The 24,321-nt window shown below is 59.2% G+C and carries 29 protein-coding genes; 13 read left to right on the top strand and 16 right to left on the bottom strand.

Annotated features, from left to right (window positions below):
* Positions 1-66: 66 nt before the first annotated feature.
* Positions 67-423 (bottom strand): hypothetical protein, encoded by a 357-nt coding sequence (locus AWU82_RS10670; protein WP_064379461.1) that lies wholly within the window; start codon positions 421-423, stop codon positions 67-69.
* 289 nt (positions 424-712) lie between these two features.
* Here AWU82_RS10670 and AWU82_RS10665 point away from each other — a divergent pair, with 289 nt between their 5' ends.
* The 4 genes from AWU82_RS10665 to AWU82_RS10650 all read left to right on the top strand — a co-directional run bounded on the left by AWU82_RS10665 (position 713) and on the right by AWU82_RS10650 (position 3,843).
* Positions 713-982: a hypothetical protein gene (locus tag AWU82_RS10665; RefSeq protein WP_064379459.1), complete on the top strand. Its 270-nt coding sequence runs from the start codon at positions 713-715 to the stop codon at positions 980-982.
* Between the two features lie 245 nt (positions 983-1,227).
* Positions 1,228-2,769 (top strand): phospholipase effector Tle1 domain-containing protein, encoded by a 1,542-nt coding sequence (locus AWU82_RS10660; protein WP_064379458.1) that lies wholly within the window; start codon positions 1,228-1,230, stop codon positions 2,767-2,769.
* A complete protein-coding gene (locus AWU82_RS10655) occupies positions 2,769-3,425 on the top strand; it encodes a DUF2931 family protein (protein WP_064379456.1) in 657 nt (218 codons plus the stop codon). Before AWU82_RS10660 ends, AWU82_RS10655 begins: the two co-directional genes overlap by 1 nt.
* A 118-nt stretch (positions 3,426-3,543) precedes the next feature.
* Positions 3,544-3,843, top strand: a complete 300-nt coding sequence (locus tag AWU82_RS10650) for a hypothetical protein (protein WP_041475573.1) — start codon at positions 3,544-3,546, stop codon at positions 3,841-3,843.
* 216 nt (positions 3,844-4,059) lie between these two features.
* Here the strand turns inward: AWU82_RS10650 and AWU82_RS10645 are convergent, their stop codons facing one another.
* The 3 genes from AWU82_RS10645 to AWU82_RS10635 all read right to left on the bottom strand — a co-directional run bounded on the left by AWU82_RS10645 (position 4,060) and on the right by AWU82_RS10635 (position 6,008).
* Positions 4,060-4,224, bottom strand: coding sequence for a hypothetical protein (locus AWU82_RS10645; protein ID WP_170928937.1), 165 nt, complete (start codon positions 4,222-4,224; stop codon positions 4,060-4,062).
* Positions 4,225-4,296: 72 nt separating this feature from the next.
* Positions 4,297-5,400, bottom strand: a complete 1,104-nt coding sequence (locus tag AWU82_RS10640; protein ID WP_064379454.1) for a DNA alkylation repair protein — start codon at positions 5,398-5,400, stop codon at positions 4,297-4,299.
* Between the two features lie 2 nt (positions 5,401-5,402).
* Positions 5,403-6,008 (bottom strand): glutathione S-transferase, encoded by a 606-nt coding sequence (locus tag AWU82_RS10635; RefSeq protein WP_064379452.1) that lies wholly within the window; start codon positions 6,006-6,008, stop codon positions 5,403-5,405.
* Between the two features lie 410 nt (positions 6,009-6,418).
* On the opposite strand from AWU82_RS10635, the gene AWU82_RS10630 reads away from it, so the two are divergent.
* The 3 genes from AWU82_RS10630 (at position 6,419) to AWU82_RS10620 (ending at position 8,973) form a co-directional block, all read left to right on the top strand.
* Entirely contained in the window at positions 6,419-6,823 is a 405-nt protein-coding gene (locus AWU82_RS10630; RefSeq protein ID WP_011334700.1) for a TraR/DksA family transcriptional regulator, read from the top strand.
* Positions 6,824-7,051: 228 nt separating this feature from the next.
* Positions 7,052-8,656, top strand: a complete 1,605-nt coding sequence (locus AWU82_RS10625) for a methyl-accepting chemotaxis protein (protein WP_064379450.1) — start codon at positions 7,052-7,054, stop codon at positions 8,654-8,656.
* A 113-nt stretch (positions 8,657-8,769) separates the two neighbouring features.
* Positions 8,770-8,973 carry a hypothetical protein gene (locus AWU82_RS10620; protein WP_064379448.1) on the top strand — a complete coding sequence of 68 codons (204 nt, stop codon included), beginning with the start codon at positions 8,770-8,772 and terminating at the stop codon, positions 8,971-8,973.
* A gap of 6 nt (positions 8,974-8,979) precedes the next feature.
* Here AWU82_RS10620 and AWU82_RS10615 read toward each other — a convergent pair whose 3' ends face one another.
* From AWU82_RS10615 to AWU82_RS10610, 3 genes are all read right to left on the bottom strand, one after another.
* Complete coding sequence (locus tag AWU82_RS10615; protein WP_064379447.1) at positions 8,980-9,216, bottom strand: DUF2789 family protein; 237 nt, start codon at positions 9,214-9,216, stop codon at positions 8,980-8,982.
* A gap of 38 nt (positions 9,217-9,254) precedes the next feature.
* Complete coding sequence (locus tag AWU82_RS29195) at positions 9,255-9,518, bottom strand: hypothetical protein (protein WP_064379445.1); 264 nt, start codon at positions 9,516-9,518, stop codon at positions 9,255-9,257.
* 180 nt (positions 9,519-9,698) lie between these two features.
* Positions 9,699-9,953 carry a hypothetical protein gene (locus AWU82_RS10610; protein ID WP_170928934.1) on the bottom strand — a complete coding sequence of 85 codons (255 nt, stop codon included), beginning with the start codon at positions 9,951-9,953 and terminating at the stop codon, positions 9,699-9,701.
* Between AWU82_RS10610 and AWU82_RS10605 the strand changes: the two genes are divergently transcribed.
* The 3 genes from AWU82_RS10605 to AWU82_RS10595 all read left to right on the top strand — a co-directional run bounded on the left by AWU82_RS10605 (position 9,927) and on the right by AWU82_RS10595 (position 11,736).
* Complete coding sequence (locus AWU82_RS10605) at positions 9,927-10,397, top strand: hypothetical protein (protein ID WP_084776909.1); 471 nt, start codon at positions 9,927-9,929, stop codon at positions 10,395-10,397. The genes AWU82_RS10610 and AWU82_RS10605 overlap by 27 nt on opposite strands.
* Positions 10,394-10,591, top strand: a complete 198-nt coding sequence (locus AWU82_RS10600; protein ID WP_011334693.1) for a hypothetical protein — start codon at positions 10,394-10,396, stop codon at positions 10,589-10,591. The genes AWU82_RS10605 and AWU82_RS10600 overlap by 4 nt, the downstream gene beginning before the upstream one ends.
* A 128-nt stretch (positions 10,592-10,719) precedes the next feature.
* Positions 10,720-11,736 (top strand): ABC transporter substrate-binding protein, encoded by a 1,017-nt coding sequence (locus tag AWU82_RS10595; RefSeq protein WP_064379441.1) that lies wholly within the window; start codon positions 10,720-10,722, stop codon positions 11,734-11,736.
* A gap of 113 nt (positions 11,737-11,849) precedes the next feature.
* On the opposite strand, the gene AWU82_RS10590 is transcribed toward AWU82_RS10595, so the two are convergent.
* Positions 11,850-13,982, bottom strand: coding sequence for a TonB-dependent receptor (locus AWU82_RS10590; RefSeq protein ID WP_064379439.1), 2,133 nt, complete (start codon positions 13,980-13,982; stop codon positions 11,850-11,852).
* 94 nt (positions 13,983-14,076) lie between these two features.
* On the bottom strand, positions 14,077-14,463 hold the full coding sequence (locus AWU82_RS10585) for a DUF2946 domain-containing protein (protein WP_064379437.1): 387 nt from the start codon (positions 14,461-14,463) through the stop codon (positions 14,077-14,079).
* 94 nt (positions 14,464-14,557) lie between these two features.
* Between AWU82_RS10585 and AWU82_RS10580 the strand changes: the two genes are divergently transcribed.
* Positions 14,558-14,998: a DUF3995 domain-containing protein gene (locus AWU82_RS10580; protein ID WP_064379435.1), complete on the top strand. Its 441-nt coding sequence runs from the start codon at positions 14,558-14,560 to the stop codon at positions 14,996-14,998.
* Here AWU82_RS10580 and AWU82_RS10575 read toward each other — a convergent pair.
* The 7 genes from AWU82_RS10575 to AWU82_RS10545 form a co-directional block, all read right to left on the bottom strand.
* Complete coding sequence (locus tag AWU82_RS10575; RefSeq protein WP_064379433.1) at positions 14,995-15,357, bottom strand: Na+/H+ antiporter subunit G; 363 nt, start codon at positions 15,355-15,357, stop codon at positions 14,995-14,997. The genes AWU82_RS10580 and AWU82_RS10575 overlap by 4 nt on opposite strands.
* Positions 15,354-15,632 carry a K+/H+ antiporter subunit F gene (locus AWU82_RS10570; RefSeq protein ID WP_011334688.1) on the bottom strand — a complete coding sequence of 93 codons (279 nt, stop codon included), beginning with the start codon at positions 15,630-15,632 and terminating at the stop codon, positions 15,354-15,356. The genes AWU82_RS10575 and AWU82_RS10570 overlap by 4 nt, the downstream gene beginning before the upstream one ends.
* A complete protein-coding gene (locus AWU82_RS10565) occupies positions 15,629-16,117 on the bottom strand; it encodes a Na+/H+ antiporter subunit E (RefSeq protein ID WP_064379431.1) in 489 nt (162 codons plus the stop codon). The genes AWU82_RS10570 and AWU82_RS10565 overlap by 4 nt, the downstream gene beginning before the upstream one ends.
* Complete coding sequence (locus tag AWU82_RS10560) at positions 16,114-17,793, bottom strand: monovalent cation/H+ antiporter subunit D (RefSeq protein WP_064379429.1); 1,680 nt, start codon at positions 17,791-17,793, stop codon at positions 16,114-16,116. Before AWU82_RS10560 ends, AWU82_RS10565 begins: the two co-directional genes overlap by 4 nt.
* A complete protein-coding gene (locus tag AWU82_RS10555; RefSeq protein ID WP_003192163.1) occupies positions 17,790-18,134 on the bottom strand; it encodes a Na+/H+ antiporter subunit C in 345 nt (114 codons plus the stop codon). Before AWU82_RS10555 ends, AWU82_RS10560 begins: the two co-directional genes overlap by 4 nt.
* Entirely contained in the window at positions 18,134-21,034 is a 2,901-nt protein-coding gene (locus tag AWU82_RS10550) for a monovalent cation/H+ antiporter subunit A (protein WP_064379427.1), read from the bottom strand. The genes AWU82_RS10555 and AWU82_RS10550 overlap by 1 nt, the downstream gene beginning before the upstream one ends.
* Positions 21,035-21,140: 106 nt before the next feature.
* Positions 21,141-22,079, bottom strand: coding sequence for a DMT family transporter (locus AWU82_RS10545; RefSeq protein WP_064379424.1), 939 nt, complete (start codon positions 22,077-22,079; stop codon positions 21,141-21,143).
* An 85-nt stretch (positions 22,080-22,164) separates the two neighbouring features.
* Here AWU82_RS10545 and relB point away from each other — a divergent pair, with 85 nt between their 5' ends.
* Together relB and AWU82_RS10535 are read left to right on the top strand one after the other, a co-directional pair.
* Complete coding sequence (gene relB / locus AWU82_RS10540) at positions 22,165-22,728, top strand: type II toxin-antitoxin system RelB family anti-toxin (RefSeq protein WP_064379422.1); 564 nt, start codon at positions 22,165-22,167, stop codon at positions 22,726-22,728.
* A 125-nt stretch (positions 22,729-22,853) separates the two neighbouring features.
* Entirely contained in the window at positions 22,854-24,269 is a 1,416-nt protein-coding gene (locus AWU82_RS10535) for an FAD/NAD(P)-binding protein (protein ID WP_064379420.1), read from the top strand.
* Positions 24,270-24,321: the final 52 nt, after the last annotated feature.

Raw genomic sequence — 24,321 nt, 5'->3', positions numbered from 1 at the left:
AGGAGTCCTTCAGTAAAAGGGAGCAGATTCATTACCTGAATCTGCTCTCTTTTTTGTTCGTTGAGCTCAGCCGTTTGCGTTTGCTCTCTTTTCCGCCGTCACGATGCAAGCCTTGTAGAAATTGGAATGGAAATCGCTGATCGCTTTCTGCTGCAAGCTCTCGCTTGAGTATTGAGGAATCTCGTACGCCTCGCGGATCAGCGACTTGAACACTTCACCCACATACTCGTTCTGCTTACCTGCCGCTTCGGCCAATTCCCACACCGAAGCCATAGGCACGCCTTGCTGCCTGGTTTTCATGACCTGTTTGGCCGAGTTTTCTATTCGTTGGCACTCTTCGAGTTCTTCCTGCGGTACGGGAGAGGCAAGAGCGGAAAAACTGATGGTGAAGGTTACTGCTGCTGCCAGACATTGTTTGTGCACGAGGTGTCGTCCGTGATTTTGAGGCTGAACCTTATCATTCGGGGCGTGGCGCCACCACTGCACGCAGGGTGATAGACAGGAAAAGAACCCGGCGCGTTGCCCGAGTCTTGAGCGTTCGAAAAGATCCCTTCCCTCACTCCATCAGCTTGTCAATAGCACAGTTGAGCGACTGTGCAGCCGGTAGCACGGTGGTAGGCTTTTTGCGAGTGCCCGATCTGTTCAGATTATTGATTAAGGCAGGTCAGGCCAATGCACAAGCCGCATGTCAGATAACTGAAAGGATTCGAAAATGAAAAAGTCCATCACTGCTCTGGCCGTATCCGCAACGCTCGCTTTCACCGCCACCGTTGCGAATGCTTCCGTACATCCGACCACCCTCAAGGCTCCTCAAACTGTCAATCAAGTAACAGCTTCTATTGGCACGCCTTTCGGTACCCAACAAACAGCGGGCGAAATCCATATGGCCAGTCTGGCCAGAAGCTGCTCCGATGATCGATATTCCTGGTGGGAATACAGCGGTTGGGAAATCGTCGGCTGTCTCGTAAGCGGCCAGTGGTAACTGTTCAGATAGGCCTGGTGCGTGACTTGCGTGGCTAGTGCGCACCAGCGCTTGTTGTGAGGTTGGCTGTGAGTTAGGTGCTGGACTACTTGTATCTCAAGGCATAAACCCAATTCTGCAGTGAGAAGAGGAGCCGTTCTTCTCCGCATGAAGCCAGGCGCTGGCACTGGGCCACGGCTTGCGCCACCCAACATCGACTGTCACCCTTCGGCCCGTTCTCAAGGATCAGAACGAGGAATCAAGGATTGAGTGGCTACATTCCCAACCCGCCTAAAAACTATCGCAACAAAGGAACCGACCCCGTCGACATTCATGCCCAGCGTTGGGCTGAATATGAGAAACACGGGAAGGAACCGGCATCGGCACGTGAAAAAATTGGCATAGCCCTGCGAATCGGAGTGTTCTTCGATGGGACGGGAAATAATGCCAATAATGCTGCGGCCGGGCTTTTGTGTGGTGCTCATCATCCGATTGCGGCTCAAGATATTGATGCGAGTTGCCAGCCGTTCATGAAAGATCCGGACAGCAGCTACGGCAATGACACCAGCAATGTGCAGAAACTGAGTGACTTGTATTACGCACCTCAGAAAGCCGAAGGAGAGGGGTCGCAGAAGCAAGCCTTTCGCATGGTGTATGTCGAGGGGATCGGTACTCGCTCAGGCATGGAGGACAGCACGCTTGGGGCCGGCACTGGTCGAGGTGAGACGGGGGTTGCAGGTCGTGTTCAGCTTTCGTTTTCAGAGATCAAACTGCGTATTGAAGGGGTACTGGCTAGCCATCCTGAGAGCGAAATTACTTCTCTGACATTCGATACGTTCGGTTTCAGTCGTGGAGCTGCTGCCGCTCGGCATTTTGCCAATGAAATTGCACGCGGAAAGCAGGGCCCTCTTGGGGATGTGATGCGCAGTAATGCGAGAGGATTCAGTTCTACTTTCAATGAACAATACAAAAGCAGCATCAACATGGGCTTCATTGGTCTGTTCGACACCGTACCCTCGATTGCCGGATGGTCAAATCTGGGCAACATCAAAAGCCCTGTTGCCACTGGCATCAGGTTGTACCTGGATCGTCGCTATTTCACAGATGTTGTCCAGCTGACTGCGCGCGATGAATGCCGGGCGAATTTCGCTTTGAGCCGCGTCAAGCCCGATCATTTGGAAATCGTTTTACCGGGAGTTCATTCCGACCTTGGGGGTGGTTACCTCGAAGAAGCACAAGAGAATGTACTCGTCAGCCCCATGCAAAGCTTGGACGTGTCGCAGAATACTGATGTTGTGACAACCTCGATTTATCGTGATGCAGAGATAGTGAAGGATCAGTTGCTTGCCAAAGGTTGGCCTGCGGAAATGCTGGAGATTGTCACGCCAGCTGCGTTGCCCTTGCCTAATGCGTTACAAGATCGGCTCAGTCCGCGCTTAAAACGGGTGTACGCCGCCGTCCAACTAAAACGTCCGGTGAGTGGCATGCTCTCCCGGGTGTACCTGCGCTTGATGCACCAGTTGGCGAAAGAGAAGGGCGTTCGCTTTAAAGATATTCCGGATACACCGGAATTGGCTGTTCCTTCAGAGCTTCAAGCATTGTGTGATCGGTTCTTGGCAGGCGACTACAGCGTCACTCCACAAGAAGAAAAGCTGTTGAAACTGAAGTACATTCACACGTCCGCAAACTGGAACCATCCCCTTGGCCGCAGAGACGGCAGTGGAATGAGAGCGGTCTACATCAATGCCCCTACGGCAGACTCAATTCGCGTACAACATCCTCACGTACCTGACTGGACGCTCTGGTAATGAAATTACTTGTCACCCTGTTTTGCGCGTTGTTCATGGCTGGCTGCCAGTCTGCTGATCCGCTATCAGGTAAAAAAGACCCCAAATCCGAATGGTGGGAATTGGCATTCATCGAACCTGATTACATGCAGGTTTGGGTGGAGGACAGTTCTGTGCAGGACGTTACCGGCAAGGTCTACTTCAAGGCCAATGGCGGCTCCGCCGCCGGTGGTGAACCTGAGGACGGCACCGAGTCGGCTCGCGGCTGGTCCATCGTGGATGGCAGCGGAAAACGAGTGGTGGGTGCCGATCTTCCCGTGCGGATATATGTTCGATGGCAGTCAATCGTTGAAAAGAAAACCTGGCAAGCCTGGGTGGATATTCCAGAACACGCCAGACAATTGATGGTGGAATCCACCAGCAAACGTTGCCCGCAAACACCTGAACGAGAGGCGCGGTTTATGGCGTCGGTTTACTTGGGGCTGGCGCCCGGCGGGGTGGTGCAGGCTTGGGTTAAAGACTCGTGTCATAAGGCGATCAAGGTCGCTCGGGCGCAAGCAGAGATCGAACCGCTAGGTCCGAGTCAGGGTAAGAACCAAGGGCGTTACGCTTATCCGATCAGTGAAAGATCCAAGCGTTATATCGAAAAATTCGGCATTCCGTATGGCAGTTGGTAATTCTTGAAAATGGAGGTGAGTCGGAAAAATACAGGGTGGGTCTTTTGATAAATAGATGCGTCCCCATTTTTATTTTTTGAAATGATCCTTCTATAGTGATCGAATACTGGATGCCACTTTGAAGATAATAAAAGCTACTCGCTTTGATGACGTCGACCACGACCTCGGGTATGAGTATCGTGGTTATAACTACGAAATACAGAGCGAAGAGGATATGTTTCTGATCAGGATTTACGATGACGAACCCGGACAGGCAGCGGTAGTGCGTCCGACGTCGATGTCTAAAAACAAAAAGCTAAGAACGTTAGTCGAGCTTTTACAGTCCGAGCTGGGCGTGTCCAGGGTCTCGCTTTACAAGGGGGATATAGGTTCTTACGCCGAGATCAATCTTGACAGTTTGACCTTCCTTCCCGCCTGAAGCCGGCTGTGAAGGGGTGCCAAGCGTTTTTAGATACTTTTGGTCAAAATCAGTCAGAAAGTAAAGTCGTAAATTTTTGATCGGTTGCGAAGAGTTGAAAGCGTCGAGTTGGATTAGTCGGAATGACGCATTGGTGTGAAGTTTTATCTCTTGTTGAACATTTCATACACCCATTTAGCCAGCTCCTCTGGTGATGTTGTCTCTTTTCTCAACACTTCATAACCGCGATCTCGCAACGATAGCCAGTTTTCCTGAGTCGGAAATTTCAACATACGGCCCGCCAAACTCATCGATTTCAGTGGTAAGGGGGAAGCTGCTGTACGGATTTCTCCGTTCAATCGCATATTTAAAAAAGCAATCGACTATTTGTTTAAGCTTCATGGCCAGGTCCTTGGATTTTTTTGTTGGCTAGTCCACGTACGAGAGCAACGTCAGAGAGAATCTTTCAGTCCGTCAAAAATCGATGTCAACCGCTGTACTCCCCAACCGCTCCCCATTAACCACCACATGCACCGCATGCACCCCCGCATAGTGCTTGCGCGTAGTGAAATCCTTAATCACCTGCCGCCGCGCCACAACCGCATTCCCAAACCCCTCCAGCTCCAACGTCTTCAACTTGAAAACCTTGGCCGACGTCCCGCCATTCGCCTTCACATAGTCAATCGCATAATCAATCACCAGCCGCTGTTCAACTGGGACCAACGATCGAACGGTAAATGACAAAGTTATCGTCTCGCCAAGCCGCACAACCGCCGGCTCCACCTTCACATCCAGCAACTCAACCTCAGCCTTGGCCCCAGCGCCTATAACCGTAAGCGCCCGAGAATTCCCCTGTTTGATCAAACTCCGTAGCGCATGTTTGGCAATCCAAGCCGTGTGCTTGTTGTCCAGCGACCACCCCTCAACTGTATCCAGCACCCACTCTGGATGCTCTTTCGTCACGTCATTTAAATGATTCGCCACGGACTTGCGCACGTACAAACTCTCATCGGCTTTCAACCGATCAAGAATCCCGGCAGCCAACAGCGGATCCGCCTGCACCGGTTCCAGCCGAAATGACCACGGCAGGCGAGGGCGGCTGCCTTCGCTGGCGAGTCTTCGGACGTGGTGGTTTTCGTCTCGGGTCCAGTCGTGCATCAGTTCCAGCGAGCGTTCCAGGTCGCTGCGCAGGAAGTGGCGGATGGCGAATTCGGAGGAACCGAAGGTGGTGAAGTACTTCAGGGCTTCCATGGAGGTGTCGAACGCGTGCGCGCCGTAGCTCGCGACGTAGTGCGGCAGGCACATGCTGACGAAGCCGCTGTTCAGTCGTGGGGCAAGTTCGCGCAGGACAGTGAGGGAATCTGCGTAATCCAGCGGCAGCACCGCGTGCAGGCTTTCGCTGACGCGGGCCATGCGTTGCATGACGGAGAGGTCGGCGAGGCCGTCGTTGGCGTGCTTGAGAAACGCCTTGGCCTTGAACGCCGGGTACACGGCGCTCATTTCTGTGGCGATGTGTTGCAGGCGTTCGGCGTTGAAGATTTCTTTGAGGGCCGGGGCGGCGGTTTCGGTGGTGCTCATGGTCAGGTCATCGGGGTGCTGATGAACGCCTGGGTGCTTTCGGCGTACGCGGTGTATTGGGCGATGCGCGGGAAGCGATCGACGTTAATCTGGTCGGGGACAACGAGGCCGGTGAAGCTCCAGGCGACGGCCAGGGTGATACCGTCCTGCTGGAGAGAGCCGTCGGTGGGCAGCGGGTGTTTTTCGAGTTCATGTTCAAGGGCGGTGAAGGCGGCGGCGAGTTGACCTTCGACGCGTTCGACCCACGGCTGGTATTGAATGTCGGCCGGGCGCAGGTTGCGTTCGTAGTAGAGCTGCACGGCTTTTTCGCAGGCGGCAAGACCCAGGCCGATCAGGCGCAGGGCTTTGACCCGATGCGACAGGTCGGCGGGCAGCAGGGTTTTGCCGGACAGGACTTCGAGGTAGTCGAGGATCAGGGTCGAGTCGATCAGCACTTCGCCGTCATCGAGCACCAGGGTCGGCGCCTTGACCACCGGGTTGATCTGCTGGAAGCGCTCGAAGTGACGGAACACCGAGACCGGATCGTGTTCCAGTTCGATCCCCAGACATTTGGCAGAGATCGCCACGCGGCGCACGTAAGGGGAGTCCAGCATGCCGATCAGTTTCATGACGCGTTCCTTCAAGTCGAACCGGGGAGGGCATAACGTAGCTGAGGTCAGGGGGATTTGTCAGTCTTTGCGAGGGGGCTGTTTTCGCGGTCAATGACCGTAACGAATTGCGACAAAGCGCCGCTCGTCCGACGTTTGTCTTCTATATACAGCCGCTCGACTGAATTTCTTGCTATAAACGCACTCCGATGAGCGCTGTGAAGCCTGTGTCAGAGCAGTTTCCGGGCCTTGTCGGACAAATTCCCGGTATTTACAGTTGCTGAGGCCTCAAACGAGCCTTAGACTGCCGCCCCTTCGTAAATTGAGTGCCGGGTGGCGTTTGCAATAAACGATGCCTTTCCGATGAACGCAGACGGTTCGCCGGAACGCTCCCTAATTCGCCTTAATGCACGTTTTTTATAGAGATATCAATGACAAAGGACAAGTTGCTGGCCATGCCGGCAGATGACTACATGAATGCCGAGCAACAAGCTTTCTTTCAAGAGCTGTTGCAGAACATGAAAGTCGAAACCCATGAGCGCATTGAGCAGAACCGTATTGCCATCGAAAGCCTGGACACCCCGGCTGACCCGGCGGACGCCGCATCGGTGGAAGAAGAGCGCACCTGGCTGGTAAACGCGATCGATCGCGACCAGCGCATGCTGCCGCAACTCGAGCAGGCCCTTGAGCGTATCAAGGAAGACAGCTTCGGCTGGTGCGACGACAGCGGCGAGCCTATCGGCCTGAAACGCCTGCTGATCAGCCCGACCACCAAGTACTGCATCGAAGCTCAAGAGCGGCACGAGCAGATCGACAAGCACCAGCGTCAGGCCTGATTCCTGAGGCGACCCCTTCAATACGGGTCGTCGCGAAAAGATCGCAGCCTTTTGCAGCTCCATCGGGAACTGCAAAAGGCTGCGATCTTTGCTTTTTCTCGTCTGCCGGAAAGTCTCCCTGCCATTCCATTGACCTGCCACAGACCCACGACTAACGGACCATGGATAATGGCGTTGTAGTGGCGTTTAATGCAGCCACAACAATGAGAACAAGCGTGGGGTAACGAAATGACGAGAGATGGATCTCTGGTTGCGGCTCTGCCTGCACCAGTTGTTTTGCCGAAGAATCGCTGGCTGACGCCGACCCTGCAAAGCATCGCCCTGATGCTGTTGCTGGCCGGGATGAGCCTGGGCGAATGGCCCTTGTACGTCAGCATGCCGCTGGCGGTGCTGATCGTCTGGCTGCCGCGCCTGCGTTCTCGGGCGGTCCCCGATGCTCAACCCGTCGACAGCAGCAGCGCGATGTCCGAGCTGACTCGCGACCTTTCCTACACCACCAGCCATAACGCGCTATCAGCCGCTGGCGTGGCGTTTTCCGTCAAGGAGCTGGCCGGCAAGTTGCAATCGCAACTCGACGCCGCCGCGCAGATCGTCAACAACGCTGAAGTCATGATCGCCACTGAACAGGCCACTTCGCAGCTCAGCCGTGAAGCCTTGGGCGCAGCCAGCGAAGCCCATCACAGCAGCGCGGCGGGGCGCACCGAACTGGTGGACTCGATTTCGCGTATGCATCAGCTCAGCCAGCGCGCCAATGCCAGCCGTGAACTGATCGAAGCCTTGAGTCAGCGCAGCGATGACATTCAGCGCGTGACGCTGGTGATTCAGTCCATCGCCAGTCAGACCAACCTTCTTGCATTGAACGCCGCAATTGAAGCCGCCCGGGCCGGCGAGCACGGTCGTGGATTTGCAGTGGTGGCGGACGAAGTGCGCGGCCTGGCGGCTCGTACCGCGACGGCCACCGGTGAAGTGGGGGAAATGGTCGCCGACATTCAGCAACGCACGGCGCAGGTGGTGGAGCAGATCCGCCAGCTCTCCGATGATTTACACACGGGTGTCGAGCAGGTTGAGCACACCGGTCAGCACCTGGAAAACATCGCGCGACTGGCGGCCGGGGTCGAAAGCCAGGTGGGCGAAATCGCCAGGGGCGCGGAAACCAATCGCGAACAGCTCGACAGTCTGTTCGCTGCCATCGAGCAGATGCGCAGCGATCTGGCTATCAGCGACCAGCAGACTCGTCGTCTGGCCGACGCGGCCGTACAGATGGAAGGGCAGGCGGAAACCATCAGCGAACGCTTGGCCGAAGTCGGGCTGGATGACTATCACCAGCGCATCTACGACCTCGCCCGTGAAGGAGCCAGTCAGATTGCCGCGCGGTTCGAAGCTGATGTCGAGCAAGGTCGTATCAGCCTTGAAGACCTCTTCGACCGACAGTATCAGCCGATTCCGGACACCCAGCCGGCCAAGTTCCAGACCCGTTTCGACCGCTACACCGATCAGGTGCTGCCGGCCATTCAGGAGCCGTTACTGCCGCGTCACGAAGGTCTGGTGTTCGCCATCGCCTGCACACAGCACGGTTATGTGCCGACGCACAATCAGGCATTCAGCCGGCCACTGACCGGAGATGTGCAGGTCGATACCGTCAACAATCGCACCAAACGCAAATTCGCCGACCGTACCGGGATTCGCTGCGGCAGCCATCAGCAACCCGTGCTGTTGCAGACCTACACCCGCGATACCGGCGAGCTGATGCACGACCTGTCGGTGCCGATCATGGTCAAGGGCCGGCACTGGGGGGGCTTGCGTCTGGGCTACAAACCGGAGAATCCGCGCTGAGGCATTGTTGCCGGAATTGCAATTAAGCTGTGCAGCGCCGTCGCTGTTTCCTCTTGATCCAAATCATTAACATGCCTTCATAGTTAGGTTGCTAATGAATTTTGGAGGTCAGCATGCAATGCAGAGTCGATGTCGCGGTGATGATCGGCAGCGGTGTACCCGCCGGTCTGCGTGCGATGGGGCAAAGTGTCTGCTGGGTGGTATTGCTCAATGGTGAGCAGCGCGGCACTGCATTCGCCAGTCGCGATGAAGCCGAGGAGTGCAGGGCAGCCTGGCTCGAGCAATTGGGCGCGAGATCCGGAGACAGCCTGCACTGACCGAAATCATTTGCCCCGGTGCAGGCGCACATTCAGCTCGTCGACCATTACCGCTTCCTCGCCATCGGCACGCAGCCATTCCTTGAGCAACTGCGCCTGTTGCGGGCTCCAGAATTCTGCGTCAATCAGTTTCGTATCGGGTTCCAGCGGATGGGCTTCGATGAAGTCGTCAATCGCCGTTTCCTCCGAAGGCAGCCCTAATTGGTCGAACAGGGTTGTCAGGTTGTACGCAGGCAGTTCCATGGTGTGCTCCTTGAAGGTTGGCGGGTCGATCACTCTCTTTATCTGAGGGGCTCGCTGGCCAGGAGTTCGATTCTTGATTCCAGTGAACGGGCGAGGGCGCAGGCGGCGTTGTGATTCTCCCGGAAACCTCTGACAAGGCCCGTCGACTTTTCCCTGATATGGAAAAAGCCATTGCCCGCCGGGATCACCTGAAACAACGGTTCGTGAGTGCAAGACTCGATTGTGGAAACGGTCTCGAAGGTGGGAGTGTTCAAGGCAAAGGCTGGTTCGTGAGTCACGGCAAAATGCGTCAAAGTGCACATGTGAAGTCCTTTTCATGGATTGGCCCGCATTTACAGGGTGTTGCGGGTAGTCGCGAACAGCATCGCTGCTCTAGAATCGCCAACACCTGTTGACGGCATGGCGCTATCTAAAGCAATTTTTTGCGTGCGATATGTCGGAAAAGTGCTTTTCTTGGTGAGTTTTTTCCCTAAAGTTCGTAGTCAGTTTTCTCTGGCCAGCCGTGATGCGTTTTTCTTCAACATTTGGAGAACGTCTTTGCGGGTTTCGCGAGGGGCATTCCAGTAGTCTTGTGCAACTTGCGTTGAACAAGCACTTCGTTCGCTCTGGCGTATATTCGAGTCATCGCGCAACACCTTCGGCCAGGCCGATTTTTTCTGCCGTGCGCGCTTTTCGCTTACGGCACTCTTTTCAAGTGTGGGGATGTTTCTTTGGCAGTCAGTAACCTCGATATGCATGCTTTGTTCGTGCTGGGTGATTTGCGGGCAAAGCTGGTCAAGCAGTTTCAATCGCGTTTTGTTTACATCACCGAGCAAAACGCCGAAGGCATTTACGTTGCCGAGATCGACACCGAAAGCGCATTGGTGGTCGATGACAAACCTGGCCTCAAGCTCAAGGTCGGCGATCATTTCAGCGCGTCGGTGCTGCCCAGCCGTGAAGGCGGCAAGATGGACATCCGCTTTCGCGAAATCAAAATGACCGTGTACGGTCTGGGCGATTATGCGTTCGTCACCACGGCTGACGGCCATGCCATCGTGTTCAAGGAAGGCCACAGTGCGTTCACCGTGTTCGCCGCCAACGAGCAGTTACAGGAAGGCCTGACCAAGACCCTGAAAGCCGTCACCGCCAAAGCCGCCAAGTGGCGCAAGGGCGAACTGGTGACCTTCAAGGCCAGCGAGTGAGTCGCGCCGATTTCCATTTGCAGAACCTCGACAGTGCCCGTGAAGAAGCGCGTCGGCTGTTCGTTGCAAAGGCCGAACTGAAGGGCGCGTGGCTGGGTTGGGTCGCTTCGCAAATCTACGCCTTGCAGCCTGCGGAATACGCCAGCATGGTCAGACGCGAGCTGAAGAGCCTGCAGGAAATGTCTGAAAAGTAGCCTTGTTCGTGTCATGCCCCTGAAAAAGCAGGAACCTCGTCTACAGTCAGTTGACTGAGTATTCAGAGGCTTGCGGTCTTCTGTCAGGCCATCCTGCTATTGCTGTGAACGGCACGAGGTGCAAAAGCATGAACGGATTTCGACGGTTGCTTGCCGCCGGGTTGACCACATTCGGTTTGATGACGGTGATGCCTGCGGTGAGCGCGGCACAGGCGCCGATCCACTTCGCCGATCTGAACTGGGAAAGCGGCAGCCTGATTACCGATGTCCTGCGGATCATTGTCGAGAAGGGCTATGGGCTTCCGACCGATACTTTGCCGGGCACCACCATCACGCTGGAGACCGCATTGGCCAACAATGACATTCAGGTCATCGGCGAAGAATGGGCCGGGCGCAGTCCGGTGTGGGTCAAGGCCGAGGCCGAAGGCAAGGTCGCCAGCCTGGGTGACACGGTCAAAGGCGCCACCGAGGGCTGGTGGGTGCCGGAATACGTGATCAAGGGGGACCCGGCCAAGGGCATCAAGCCACTGGCGCCGGACCTGCGCAGCGTCAGCGATCTGAAGAAGTACAAGGATGTGTTCAAGGACCCGGAATCCCCGAGCAAGGGCCGGTTCCTCAACAGCCCGATCGGCTGGACGTCGGAGGTGGTGAACAAGCAGAAGCTTACGGCCTATGGCTTGCAGGATGACTTCACCAATTTCCGCAGCGGCTCCGGTGCGGCGCTCGATGCCGAGATCAGTTCATCGATCCGTCGGGGCAAACCGGTGCTGTTCTATTACTGGTCGCCGACACCGTTGCTCGGCAAGTTCAAGCTGATCCAGCTGGAAGAGCCGCCGTTCGATGCCGAGGCGTGGAAGACCCTGACCGACGCCGATAATCCCAATCCGAAACCGACCCGTTCACTGGCCTCGAAGCTGTCGATCGGGGTGTCCACGCCGTTCCAGAAACAGTATCCGCAGATCGCCGAGTTCTTCAGCAAGGTCGACTTTCCGATTGATGACCTGAACAAGGCGCTCGCCGAGATGAGTGAAAAACATACGCCACCTCGGGATGCGGCGACAGCGTTCATGAAGGCGCATCCGGATGTGTGGCAGTCGTGGCTGCCGAAGGATGTGGCAGATAAGGTTTCAGCTGATTTGAAATAGAGGTCGTATCGATGGGCCTCATCGCGGGCGAGCCCGCTCCCACAAGTTTTTCGGTGTGCTCTGAGCTTTGAAAACACATCGATTCCTGTGGGAGCGGGCTTGCCGCGAAGCTTTTAGAAGCGGGTTTGCACAGCCAGCTCAAAGGTGCGCGGTGTGCCGAGGTAATACGCCGGCGATACATGGGCGAACTCGGCGTACACCTCATTCGTCAGGTTGCGCACCCGTCCGGTCACGGTGGTGTGCGAATCCACCTTGTAGCTGAGGAAGCTGCCAAACAACGTGTACGACGGTACGGTGATGGTGTTGGCATTATCGGCGAACACCGACGCCACGTACCGCGCATCGACCCCGCCTTGCCATTTTGGCGAGAAATCGTAGGTCAGCCACAGATTGCCGACCCGGTCCGGCACGTTGGTCGGTGTGTTGCCCTTGCGCGAAACCACCACGCCGGCGGCGTTCTTCTCGTTGAACTCATCGTATTGCGCATCGACCCAGGCGAAGTTGCCTTCGGCCAGCAACTTGTCGGTGATCCGCAACGAGCTGGCAATCTCGATGCCCTTCGAAGTCTGCTGGCCGACCGGAATACTGCTGGTCGGGTCCAGTGGATCCGTCACGGCGAAGTCCTTGCGCTCAATGGTGTAAGCGGCCACGGTCGCCGAACCGCGTCCGTTCAGATAGTCGAACTTGCTGCCGATTTCCCATTGCTTGCCGGTCGAGACATCAAAGTCCTGGGTGCCATTGGGTTGCTCGGCGGCAGTGCTGTATTGCACGTACACATTGGCTGACGGAATGAACTGATAGGTCAGGCCGATGCGCCCGGTGACCGGATCCCAGCTGCGCTTCAGATGACGCGGGTTGCTTGCCGTTACCGTGCGATGGTTGGTCACGTCGAGATCGATGTCGTCATAGCGCAGACCAGTGAGCAGCGAAAGCTTGTCGGTCAGTGCCAGGCGATTTTCGGCGAACAGCGCTTTGGTTGTGACTTGGTTGGTCTTGTCGCTGACGAAACCCGGCATCGTTCCAGGAATGTCATAGAAATGCCCGGGTCGGTAGTTGTTCGGGTTCACCGTGCTGGCGCCTTTGACGTTCAGCGGCGAGTTGGTGGTCTGGTTGACCTTGTACTCGAAACCGCCGGACCAGGTGGTGTCGAGGCCGAACAGGATGTTGTCGTGGCGCAGTTCGAACTGGTTGCCGTTCTGCTCACCCTGATGGCGCACCTGATAGGCAGTGGAGCGGTTTACTGCGCTGTTGTCGGCGTTGTATTGATAGGTTTCCAGGTTGCGGTAATCGCGTTGGCTGTCCAGGTGATAGAGGGTGTTGCGCAGGGTGGTGCTGTCGTTGATCCGGTAATCGATGATCGAGCGCACCCAGATTGTCCGTTGCTCGTAGCGGCCGTCCTCGACGTTGTAGTTGTTGAAGCGGTTGTGTTTGTCGATCTTCAACTCGCCAGCCTTTGGGTTGAGCACCGGCGTACCCCAGTATGGGCTGTCTTCGTGTTCGTCCTGATATTCCAGGGCCAGAGTATGCGACAGGTTTGGCGTCAGGTCGCTGAGCAGCGAGAACGCCACGCTCCAGGCATCGCGTTCCTGGCGGTCGATGTAGCCGTTGCTGGTGTTGTGGCTGACGTCGAGGCGCGCGTAGTGCTGCACGTCGGCACCGGGGTTGGTCAGCGCGTGATTGAGGCCGAATGCGGTTTCTGTGGTGTCGTAGGTGCCATAACTGACTCGGCCATCGATGGCTTGCTCGTCGCGGGTGGCCAGTTTGGTCACGTAGTTCAGCGAGCCACCGACCGAGCCGGCGCCGTTGATCAGTGACGAAGGGCCGCCCACCAGTTCCACCCGGTCATAAATCCACGAATCCACGGGACGCGCCAGTCCGCCGGAGACGTTTACGCCGTTAAACATCTGGGTGATCTGGCTGCTGGTAAAACCGCGATAGGAGACGAACCCGCCAAAGCCCGGCGGTGCACTGGCGTTCACTCCCGGCAAGGTGTTGGCCGCGTCCTGAAAGTTTTGCGAACCGTGACGTTCGATGTCATTGCGGTTGGCAATCGCCACTGAGGCCGGAGTGTCGCGCACGCTGAGGCCGAGGCGCGAGGCCATGCCGCTGGACTGGTCGAGGCTCAGGCCAGGCTCGGCGCCGGATTCGCCGTCAATGGTGATTGGCGCCAGACCCACGGTGGATTGCGCCCAGACGTTGACGGACAGGCAGCCGCAGAGGCTCGCCAGCAAGGTAAGTTGTTTCATCGATTGCATCCTGAATGCTTGTTCTCGGAGTCAGCGCACAGGCGAACGCCGCGCGTTGGCGCAGTGGGCTGACAGATCAAAAAGGCAAGGGCATTCAGGCGAGCGGCGGGGCGCGGGGATTGGCCGAAGGCCAGATGAAGCGAGCAGGGAGGTCAGTGCTGACGATGACCGGCAGCGGCGGGCTGTGTTGTTCCGGCAGGATTGCCAGGGTCAGGCTGGAGTTGAACGCCGGGCCCATGCCGCCGGTGGAGCACAGCGGGCAGCCGAAGGCTTTTGCCAGGGTCGGCAGTTTTTCTTCGGCGGGATTTGAGGCCAGCGGCGCCTGGGTGCTCGGATCGACGGCGCAGAACTGGCCACCGATACCGTTGAGCTGCATGCCGACCATTTGTCCGTGACCGATGCTGCAGGCGAACACGTTGAACAGGACGCAGCAATAGAGCATCCAGGCCAGCAGTGAACGATCGGTACGGGTGAATTTCATGGGGCGGCACTTTACCGCACCGCCGACCGGTCGTGCACATGGAAAAATGCCGACTAGGATGTTTTGTTCAAATCCCTTTAAAGGATTCTCGACCATGACCTTTGTGTTGGCTCAATGGCTGGTGACGATATTTGCGGTGATCAGCCTGATGCATGTGTATTGGGCGATGGGTGGGCAATGGGCAGCCGTGGCGGTGGTGCCGCAGGTCCCGGTGGACAACGGCGGGCTGACACTCAGCCCGGCGTTCAAGCCGTCAGGTTGGATCACGCTGGTGGTGGCAGCAGCCCTGCTACTGATTGCCGCACTGGTGTGCATGCGAGTGGGATGGTGGCTGCCCGCCGTGCATCACTGGGCGCTGCAATGGGTGATCAGCGCGATTGCGCTGCTGATGTTTGCGCGGGCGATTGGCGATTCGGAACTGGTGGGTTTTTTCAAGGAAGTGAAGGGGTCGCGGTTCGCCCGGCTCGACACTTGGGTTTACTCGCCGCTGTGTCTGATATTGGGAGCCGGGCTGTTGGCTGTTGCCTGGATTTAACTGCCGGTTTCAGTGCGCCGGCTGCTGACCTCGGCCGGCACATCATCCCCGGCCATGCGCTTGCGGAACAGCGCCGCCCGCGCCAGCAGCAAGGTAGTCACCGGCACGGTAATCGACAGCAGAATCGGAATCAGCCATGCGTGCAGCACCGGCCCGGACTTGAGCGCTGAAAAACAGATGATCGAGGCCAGCGCCACGCACCACGCACCGAGGGTCGAGGCCAGCGCCGGTGGGTGCATGCGCTGGAAATAATCTTTCATCCGCAACAGGCCGGTCGCACCGATCAGGGCGAAAATACCGCTGAGCACCAAAAGGATCGCCACCGGGATTTCCACCCAGAGAGACAGTTCAGCGTTCATTCGATCACCTCGCCACGCAGGAGGAATTTCGCCAGGGCAAACGAGCCGACGAAGCCGAACAGCGCGATCAGCAGCGCCGCTTCGAAGTAGGTGTCACTGGCATAACGAATCCCCAGGGTCAGCATCATCAGCATGGCGACGATGTACAGGTAATCCAGCGCCAGTACCCGGTCCTGCGCCGACGGGCCTTTGAACAGGCGCACCAGCGTAAGGACCATGGCCAGGGAAAACAGGAACAGCGTCAGCAGAATCGCGTTCGACAGCAGCGGGCTCATTCGAAAATCTCCATCAACGGCCGCTCGTAAGTGATCTTGAAGTGCTGGATGAACTGCGCCTCGTCATCCAGATCCCACACGTGCAGCAACAGAATGCTGCGATCCAGCGCCAGCTCCGACCACACCGTGCCGGGCACGACCGTACAGATCATCGACAGCGCCGCCAGACCGTTGGCATCGCGCAGGTCCAGCGGCACCTTGATGAAACGTGAACGAAGCGGCCGGCGACCGGCGTTGAGAACGCCCCAGGCCACCTGCAGGTTCGAGACGATCACGTCACGCCCGACCAGCAGAAACAATCGCAGGATCGTGCCCGGGCGGCGGATGTGAATCCGTTGCGGGCGCAGTTTGCGCATCATCAGCGGGGCGCAGAAACCGAGTACGGCACCCAGCAGCAGGTTGCCCGGGCTGACCGACAGGTTCAGCACCAGCCACAGCAACCACAGCGCAAGCGACAGCCAAGGAGCAGGAAACAGACGTTTCATGGTTGCACCTCCAGCAGCGCAGCCTTGGCTTCCGGACTCGGCACGGCGCGGGTGCCGAGCACCGCCATTACGTATTGCTGCGGGTTGTTCAGAGCCTCGGCCGCTGCCTGGGTGTAACGCAGCAGCGGTTCAGCCTTGAAGGTCAGGGCGATGCTCAGGCCGAGCAGCAGGAAAATCGGCGTGCATTCCAGTTTGCGCAGCACGGGCGACGGGCGCTCCTCTGGCGACCAGAAGCGCTGTATGCCCAGGCGCGAGAACGCCATCAGCGAGCCGAGGCCGGTAAGGATCAGCAGGGCCAGCAACGCCCAGGCAGCATTCGAGATCGGTTCGCCGGCACCGAGTCCCAGCGGGTTGAGCAGGGCGCCGATCAGGCTGAGCTTGCCGATGAACCCGGACAGCGGCGGCATGCCGATGATCAGCAGCGCGCAGGCAATGAAGCTCAGACCGAGGAAAGCCATGGTCCACGGAATCACCTGACCAACCAGCGCTTTCTGATCGTCGTCGAGGTTGATGCCCTTGACCGGTCGTTGCCACTCTTGCGGACGCGGCAGCAGTTCGTTCTCGTCTTCCAGCGGCACTTCGATGGCGGTGCGCGAACGCTCGATCAACTCCGCCAGCAGAAACAGTGCGCTCAACGCCAGGGTCGAGCTGACCAGATAAAACAGCGCCGCACCGATCAGGTTCGGCTGGGCGAACCCCACGGCAGACAGCAGAATTCCCGCCGACACCAGAATGCTCAGGCTGGCCATGCGTTCCAGGCGCTGCGCGGCGATGATCGCCACACCTGCGCCGGCCATGGTGGCCATGCCGCCGTAGATCAGCCAGTCGCCGCCGAAATACGCCGAAGCGCCTGCCTGGCCGGAGAACAACAGCGTCCACAGACGCAGCAGGGTGTAGACGCCGACCTTGGTCATGATCGCGAACATCGCCGCTACCGGCGCACTGGCCGACGAGTAGGCCGGCACCAGCCAGAAGTTCAGCGGCCACATGCCGGCCTTGGCCAGGAACGCCACGGCCAGAATCCCTGCGCCAGCGTGCAACAGGCCTCGGTCGGCTTCCGGCACCAGCGGGATCTTCAGGGCCAGATCCGCCATGTTCAGCGTGCCGGTCACTCCGTAGATCAATGCCGCGCCGATCAAAAACAGCGACGAGGCCAGCAGGTTGATCGAAATGTAATGCAGCCCCGACGACACTCGTGCCCGGCCCGAGCCGTGAAGCAACAGGCCGTAGGATGCGGCGAGCAGCACCTCGAAGAATACGAACAGGTTGAACAGGTCCGCCGTCAGGAATGCGCCGTAAAGTCCCATCAACTGAATCTGGAACAAGGCGTGGAAGCTCGACCCGGCGCCGTCCCAGCGGGCCATGGCGAACAGCAGGGCGCTGACGCCAATGATTCCGGTCAGCACCAGCATCAATGCCGACAGACGATCGACCACCAGCACGATGCCGAACGGCACCTGCCAGTTGCCCGGCAGATAAACCCCAATCGAACCGGGAACGCCGGTGGTCTGGGTCCATTGCAGCAGCATTACCGAGATGCCGAGGCCGAGGAGGCTGGAGAACAGGTTGATTTTCGCCTTCAGCGGACGGTGCTTCTCGCCGAGCATCAGCATGATGGCGGCGGTCAGCAGCGGCAGCAGGATCGGTGCGGCGATCAGGTGAGTCATCGCCGTCATTCCTTGGGCTCCCTTCCATCAACGTGGTCGGTACCGGTCAGGCCCCGTGAGGCGAGCAACACCACCAGGAACAATGCGGTCATGGCGAAACTGATGACGATGGCCGTCAGCACCAGCGCCTGGGGCAGCGGGTCGGTGTAGTTGAGCAGGTCCTGCGGCACGCCGTCCTTGATGATCGGCTCCTTGCCGATGAACAGGCTGCCCATGCTGAAGATGAACAGGTTGACGCCGTAGGACAGCAGGCACAGGCCCATCACCACCTGGAACGTCCGTGGCCGCAGGATCAGCCAGACCCCGGACGCGGCGAGCACGCCGATGGCGATTGCGATGACTTCTTCCATCAGACGGCTCCTTTGGCGGCAGCGGTTTTGTGGCCCCGGACCGATTGGTGGGCGAGGGCGGTGAGGATCAGCAAGGTCGAGCCGACCACCACGGCGTAGACGCCGATATCGAAGAACAGCGCGCTGGCGATATGGATGTCACCCAGCAGCGGCAGGCTGAAGTGCCAGGTGTGGGTGGTCAGGAACGGATACCCGACCGCCATCGCCCCAAGCCCGGTGACGGTGGCGAACAGCAGGCCGGTGCCCATCCAGCGCAGTGGGCGCAGGCTCATTTGCGCCTCGACCCACTGGGTGCCGGCGACCATGTATTGCAGGATGAACGCCACCGACATCACCAGGCCGGCGACGAAACCGCCGCCCGGCTGGTTATGCCCGCGCATGAACAGGTAGAACGACACCACCAGCGCAATCGGCAGCAGCAGGCGCACCAGCACCGCCGGCACCATCATGAAGCCGAGCGCGGTGTCGCTGGCCGAGCGCGGGTTGACCAGGTCGGTGACCACATCGGGGGCGAGCAAGCGTTGCTGGGCCGGCAGTTGCAGGCTTTCTTTCGGTGGGCGGAAACGCCGCAGCAGGGCGAACACGGTCAGCGCCACGGCGGCGAGCACCGTGATTTCGCCTAAGGTGTCGAAACCACGGAAATCCACCAGCATCACGTTGACCACGTTACTGCCACCACCCTCAGGCAGGGCGCGACTCAGGTAGAACGAGGAAATGTCGTTCGGCGTCTGCCGGGTCAGCATGGCGTAGGACAGCAGCGCCATGCCGCCGCCGACGGCAATCGACAGCAGCAGGTCGCGCAGACGGCGTACCCGCGCCTTGCGCAGGCTGCTTGGCAACGGCGAAACCTCTTCGATCCGCCGTGGCAGCCAGCGCAGGCCGAGCAGGATCAGGACCGTGGTCACCACTTCGACCACCAGCTGCGTCAGGGCCAGATCCGGCGCCGAGAACCAGACGAACGTCACGCAGGTCATCAGCCCGCAGACGCTGACCATGGTCAGGGCGGCGAGACGGTGATACTTGGCCTGCCACGCGGCGCCGAGGGCGCAGGCGATTGCCAGCAGCCACAGGGTCACGAACACGATGGAACCGGGGATCTTCGGCCGGTCGCCCCAGCTCAGGCTGCTGTGCAGCATCGGGATCAGGCCGGCCAGCACTGCCGCCAGCACCATCAGGAACAATTGCGCTTGAAGGCGCTTGGTGCCGATTCGCCGCTCCAGGCGTCGAGCCAGGCGCATCATCACCACCAGACTGCGTTCGAACATTCGCTTGCCGTTGAGGCGGCCCGCCAGCGGCGGATACTTGAAGCGGCCGCGCTTGAGCTGGTTGCGCAGCAGCAGATACAGCACGATGCCGCCGGACATGGCGATCAGGCTCATGATCATCGGTGCATTGAGGCCGTGCCAGATCGCCAGGCTGTATTCCGGCAGCACGCCGCCCACCACCGGCAACGCGGCAGCGGCCAGCAACGGGCCGACCACCTGGGCCGGGAAAATCCCCACCAGCAGGCAGGTGAACACCAGCAGTTCCACCGGCGCACGCATCCAGCGCGGCGGTTCATGCGGGGTGTGCGGCAGGTCGGTGGCGGTCGGGCCGAAAAACACATCAACGGTGAATCTCAGCGAATAGGCAACGCTGAACATACCGGCAATGGTCGCGACGATCGGCAGGCTGGTTTCAACCCACGCGGTGGCGTTGATGAACACGGTTTCGGCGAAGAACATCTCTTTCGACAGAAAACCGTTGAGCAGCGGCACGCCGGCCATCGACGCACTCGCGACCATTGCCAGGGTGGCGGTGAATGGAATGAGTTTGAACAGGCCATTGAGCTTGCGGATATCGCGGGTGCCGCTTTCGTGGTCGATGATCCCGGCGGCCATGAACAGCGAGGCCTTGAAGGTCGCGTGGTTGAGAATGTGGAACACCGCCGCCACAGCAGCGAGCGGACTGTTCAGGCCCAGCAGCAGCGTGATCAGACCGAGGTGGCTGATGGTCGAGTAGGCCAGCAGCCCTTTGAGGTCGTTCTGGAACATCGCGCAGTACGCGCCGAGCAACAGCGTGGCGGCGCCGGCGCCGCTGACGATGTAGAACCATTCTTCGCTGCCGGACAGCGACGGCCACAGCCGGGCCAGCAGGAAAACCCCGGCCTTGACCATGGTCGCCGAGTGCAGGTACGCCGAAACCGGTGTGGGCGCCGCCATGGCGTGCGGCAGCCAGAAGTGGAAGGGGAACTGGGCGCTTTTGCTGAGGGCGCCGATAAGAATGAGGGGAAGCAGGATGGGGTAGAGGGCATGTGCACGAATCAGGTCGCCGGCGGCCAGGACCTTGTCCAGGTCATAGCTGCCGACCACATGGCCGAGGATCATGACCCCCGCCAGCAGGCACAATCCTCCGGCACCGGTGACCATCAACGCCATATACGCCCCACGGCGCGCGTCGTGGCGGTGGTGCCAATAGCCGATCAACAGGAACGAGAAAAGGCTGGTCAGCTCCCAGAAGAACACGATCTGGATCAGGTTGCCGGAGATCACCAGCCCGAGCATGGCGCCCATGAACGCCAGAAAAAACGCGAAGAAACGCGGCACCGGATCATCCGGCGACATGTAATAACGGGCATATAAGGAAACGAGGGTGCCGATGCCCAGCACCAGCATCGAGAACAGCCAGGCGAAGCCGTCCATGCGCAGAACGAAGTTCAGGCCCAGGCTGGGCAGCCACGTGAACTCCTCGCGGATCACGCCGCCGTGGGCGATCTGCGGATACAGCATCGCGACCGAGACAGTCCCGATCAGTGCGACCAGGCCTGCCAGCAGAGATTCGGCGTTACGTGCGTTGTGCGGCAGCACGGCTGCCAGACAGCTGCCCAGAAAAGGCAGAAGCAGTAGAACTATCAGGGACATAGGCTTCTAATCTGCGGAAGTTTGTGAAGCATCATACGTGCCAGCTCCCGGATCGCCAAACGCGAGGATGTCTCTGAATCCTACAAAGTAGCCGTAAAACCCCCGTTTAGCCTTCGGTCTTGTGTTCCAATTCTTCCGTGACCGTTTGTGTCTCTTTGCCTTTGGTCTTCAATTCACTGACGATTACTGCCGTCACGATCAGTCCCGCACCCACCAATGCAATCGCTGGGAGGCGCTCTCCCGCAATGCGTCCAACGATCCCGGCCCACACTGGCTCACCGGCATAGATCAAGGTCGCGCGGGTCGGCGAAACGCTTTTCTGCGCCCAGTTCATCGCCACTTGAATCGCCGCACTCATCGCGCCGAGGCCCAGGGCGGTGCTCAACAACAACCACGAGAAGTCCGGAATCGCCTCGCCGGTCGGCACCACCATCAAAAACGACAGCACCGAAGTCGTCGCCAGTTGCACCACGGTTACCCGGCGCACATCGACCTGCCCCGCATAGTTGCTGATCAGGATGATTTCGGCCGCTATCGCGATGGCGCTGATCAGCGTGGCGATTTCACCGGGGCTGAAATTCAGCGAAGCCCCGGACGGCCCGGATAGCAGCATCAGCCCGGTAAACGCCAGCATGATGCCGATGCTCGGCATCAAACCCGGGCGCCGACCGAGCACCAGCCATTGCAACAGCGGCACGAACGGCACGTACAGCGCGGTGATGAACGCCGACTGACTGCTTGGGATACTCTGCAACCCAACGGTCTGCAAGCCATAACCGAGCAGGATCGCGACGCCGATAAAGGCGCCGGCCCTGAGTTCGAACAGGGTCAATTCACGTAGGTGTTTCCAGGAGAACAGCGCCACGATGATCGCGGCGGCGGCAAAGCGCAGGCCGACGAAAAACATCGGGCCGCTGACGGTCATCGCGTGCTGCACCAGCAGGAAGGTGCCGCCCCAAAGCATGGTGATCAGCACCAGCACGCACTCGGCTTTGCTGAACCGGGAAAACCGCAGGGGAGATTGAGAAGGGTTGGCTGACGTCATGACCTTGCGCACTTTTAAGGAGGAGACGCACAATGCGCCAAATGTTGCGCAGTATACTGCCCAGCCCCAGTCAGTGAGCAATATAGTGCACAGAGATTCCGTACAGCGGGCTTCGGTCCTGCAACACGTCAGCCAGAATGTCCGGCGCCTGCGCCATGCCGCCGGCATGAGCCAGACGGCTCTCGCGGAAAAGTCCGGTGTCAGTCGGCGGATGCTGGTGGCCATCGAGGCCGGTGAAAAAAATGTCAGCCTGACCACCCTTGACCGCGTCGCCGAAGCCCTTGAAGTGGCCTTCAGCGATCTGATCCAGTCCCCGGACAATCGTGATCCCGGCCGTATCAACGAACTGGCCTGGGTCGGAAGCATCCCCGGCAGCAAAGCCGTTTTACTGTCCAAGGCCAATGCCACTCGCGCGGTGGAGCAGTGGGAATGGTGCCTGCAACCGGGCGAGGTCTATCCCTCGCAGCCGGACGCCGAAGGCTGGAGCGAGCAGATTTTCGTATTCGAGGGCTGCCTGACTCTGATGCTCGGCGACCAGCCACAGCACATTGCCGCCGGAGAGTTCTACATGTTCGCCAGTAATCAGCCGCACGCCTATCGCAATGATGGGGAAGTGGCGGCGCGTTTTGTGCGTAATGTGGTGATCTGACAGTCGCAACGGAATGAAACACGCTGCAAGTCGCATCGGCATGATAAAAAAATGGCGTCCGTCTAGACGCCTTCGCGGCGTCTGAATGACACTGGCCCGAGCACATCCTCAGTTGCGAGAACGGCATGACTCAAACCGATACGACCGCCATCCGTCACGCCGACATCCTGATTGTCGGCGGCGGCCTCAGCGGCACGATGCTGGCAGTGCAATTGCTGCGTTTGCCGGGGCGCAGAAAGATTCTGGTGATCGAGCCCCGGGCCGAATTGGGCCGGGGTGAAGCGTACAGCGCGGTGGAGCTTGGCCACACGCTCAATGGCAACGCCGCGCGGATGAGCGTTGACCCGGACAATGCCGATGACCTGACCCAATGGCTTACTGATCACATCGCCGGCGGCGGTTGGCCGGAGTCGGATCAGCAACATGTTCCGGTCAGCGAACTGTTTCCGCCACGGGGGCTGTTCGGCGTGTATGTGCAGCAGCGTCTGACTGAAGCGCAGCAGGTGGGCGCGCAACACGGCTCGACGGTCGAGCATGTACGGGCCGAAGTGGTCGATTTGCAGGACTGCGGCGATTCCGTGCAGCTCACCTTGAGTGACGGCCAGCAACTTCAAGGCGCTTTCGCAGTGCTGGCGACCGGGATGTTCCCGGCGGCACGTACCCCGCAAAAACAATCCAGCGGCCTCAACGCGGCGGCACTCGATCCTTGGGATGTCGCGGCCATGCGCCAGCTCGATCCGCACTCGACGGTGCTGATCATCGGTTCCGGCCTGACCATGGTCGATGCCGTGGTGTCGCTGGAGCAGGCCGGGCATCGCGGGCCGATCGAGGTGTTTTCCCGGCACGGGCTGTTGCCCCATGTGCGTCGTCAACCGCCCGCGTGGGTTGACTTCCTCGCCGAGGATCACAGCCTCCGCACGCCACGCCAGTTGTTGCGCGAATTGCGCCGGCATTGCCACGACGCCATTGCACAAGGCATCGACTGGCAGGCGCCGCTGGACACCGTGCGTGCGCACATCGGTCGGTTGTGGAGCCAGGCCAGCGATGTTCAGCGCCGGCAGTTCGTGCGGCATGTGCGGCCGTGGTGGGAAAGTCATCACCATCGTTCGCCGCCGCTGAGTGCGGAACTGGTCGAGCGTCTGCACCAGGAAGGACGATTGCGTATTCATGCGGCGTCTTACGAGGGGCTTGAGCCGGTATCGGGCAACGGCGTGGGTATCCGCATTCGCCCTCGCGGCGAGGCTGAAACCCGCGTGGTGCAGGGCGCGGCGTTGATCAACTCAAGCGGCATCGAATACGACTGGCGCCGTGTCGCGCGACCTTTGCCGCAGCAGTTGCTGGCGCGCGGTCTGGTTCGTCCGGGGCCGCTGGCGCTGGGCATCGCAGCCGCGGTGGACGGCGCTGTGCTGGATGCCGAAGGCCGGGTTTCGCCCCGCCTGTTCGCCATGGGCCCGCCGTTGCGTGGCATGTGGTGGGAGAGCACCGCCGTCACGGATGTGGCGTCGCAGGCCAAGGCACTGGCCGCGCGACTGGTGCGCTGACGCAAAATGCAAGAAACCCCGCTTTGGCGGGGTTTCCTGTTTCTGGCAGCTC

It is taken from the genome of Pseudomonas glycinae, assembly GCF_001594225.2.
In the GTDB taxonomy this organism is placed as follows: Bacteria; Pseudomonadota; Gammaproteobacteria; order Pseudomonadales; family Pseudomonadaceae; genus Aquipseudomonas; species Aquipseudomonas glycinae.
This window is presented reverse-complemented; position numbering and strand designations above follow the sequence as displayed.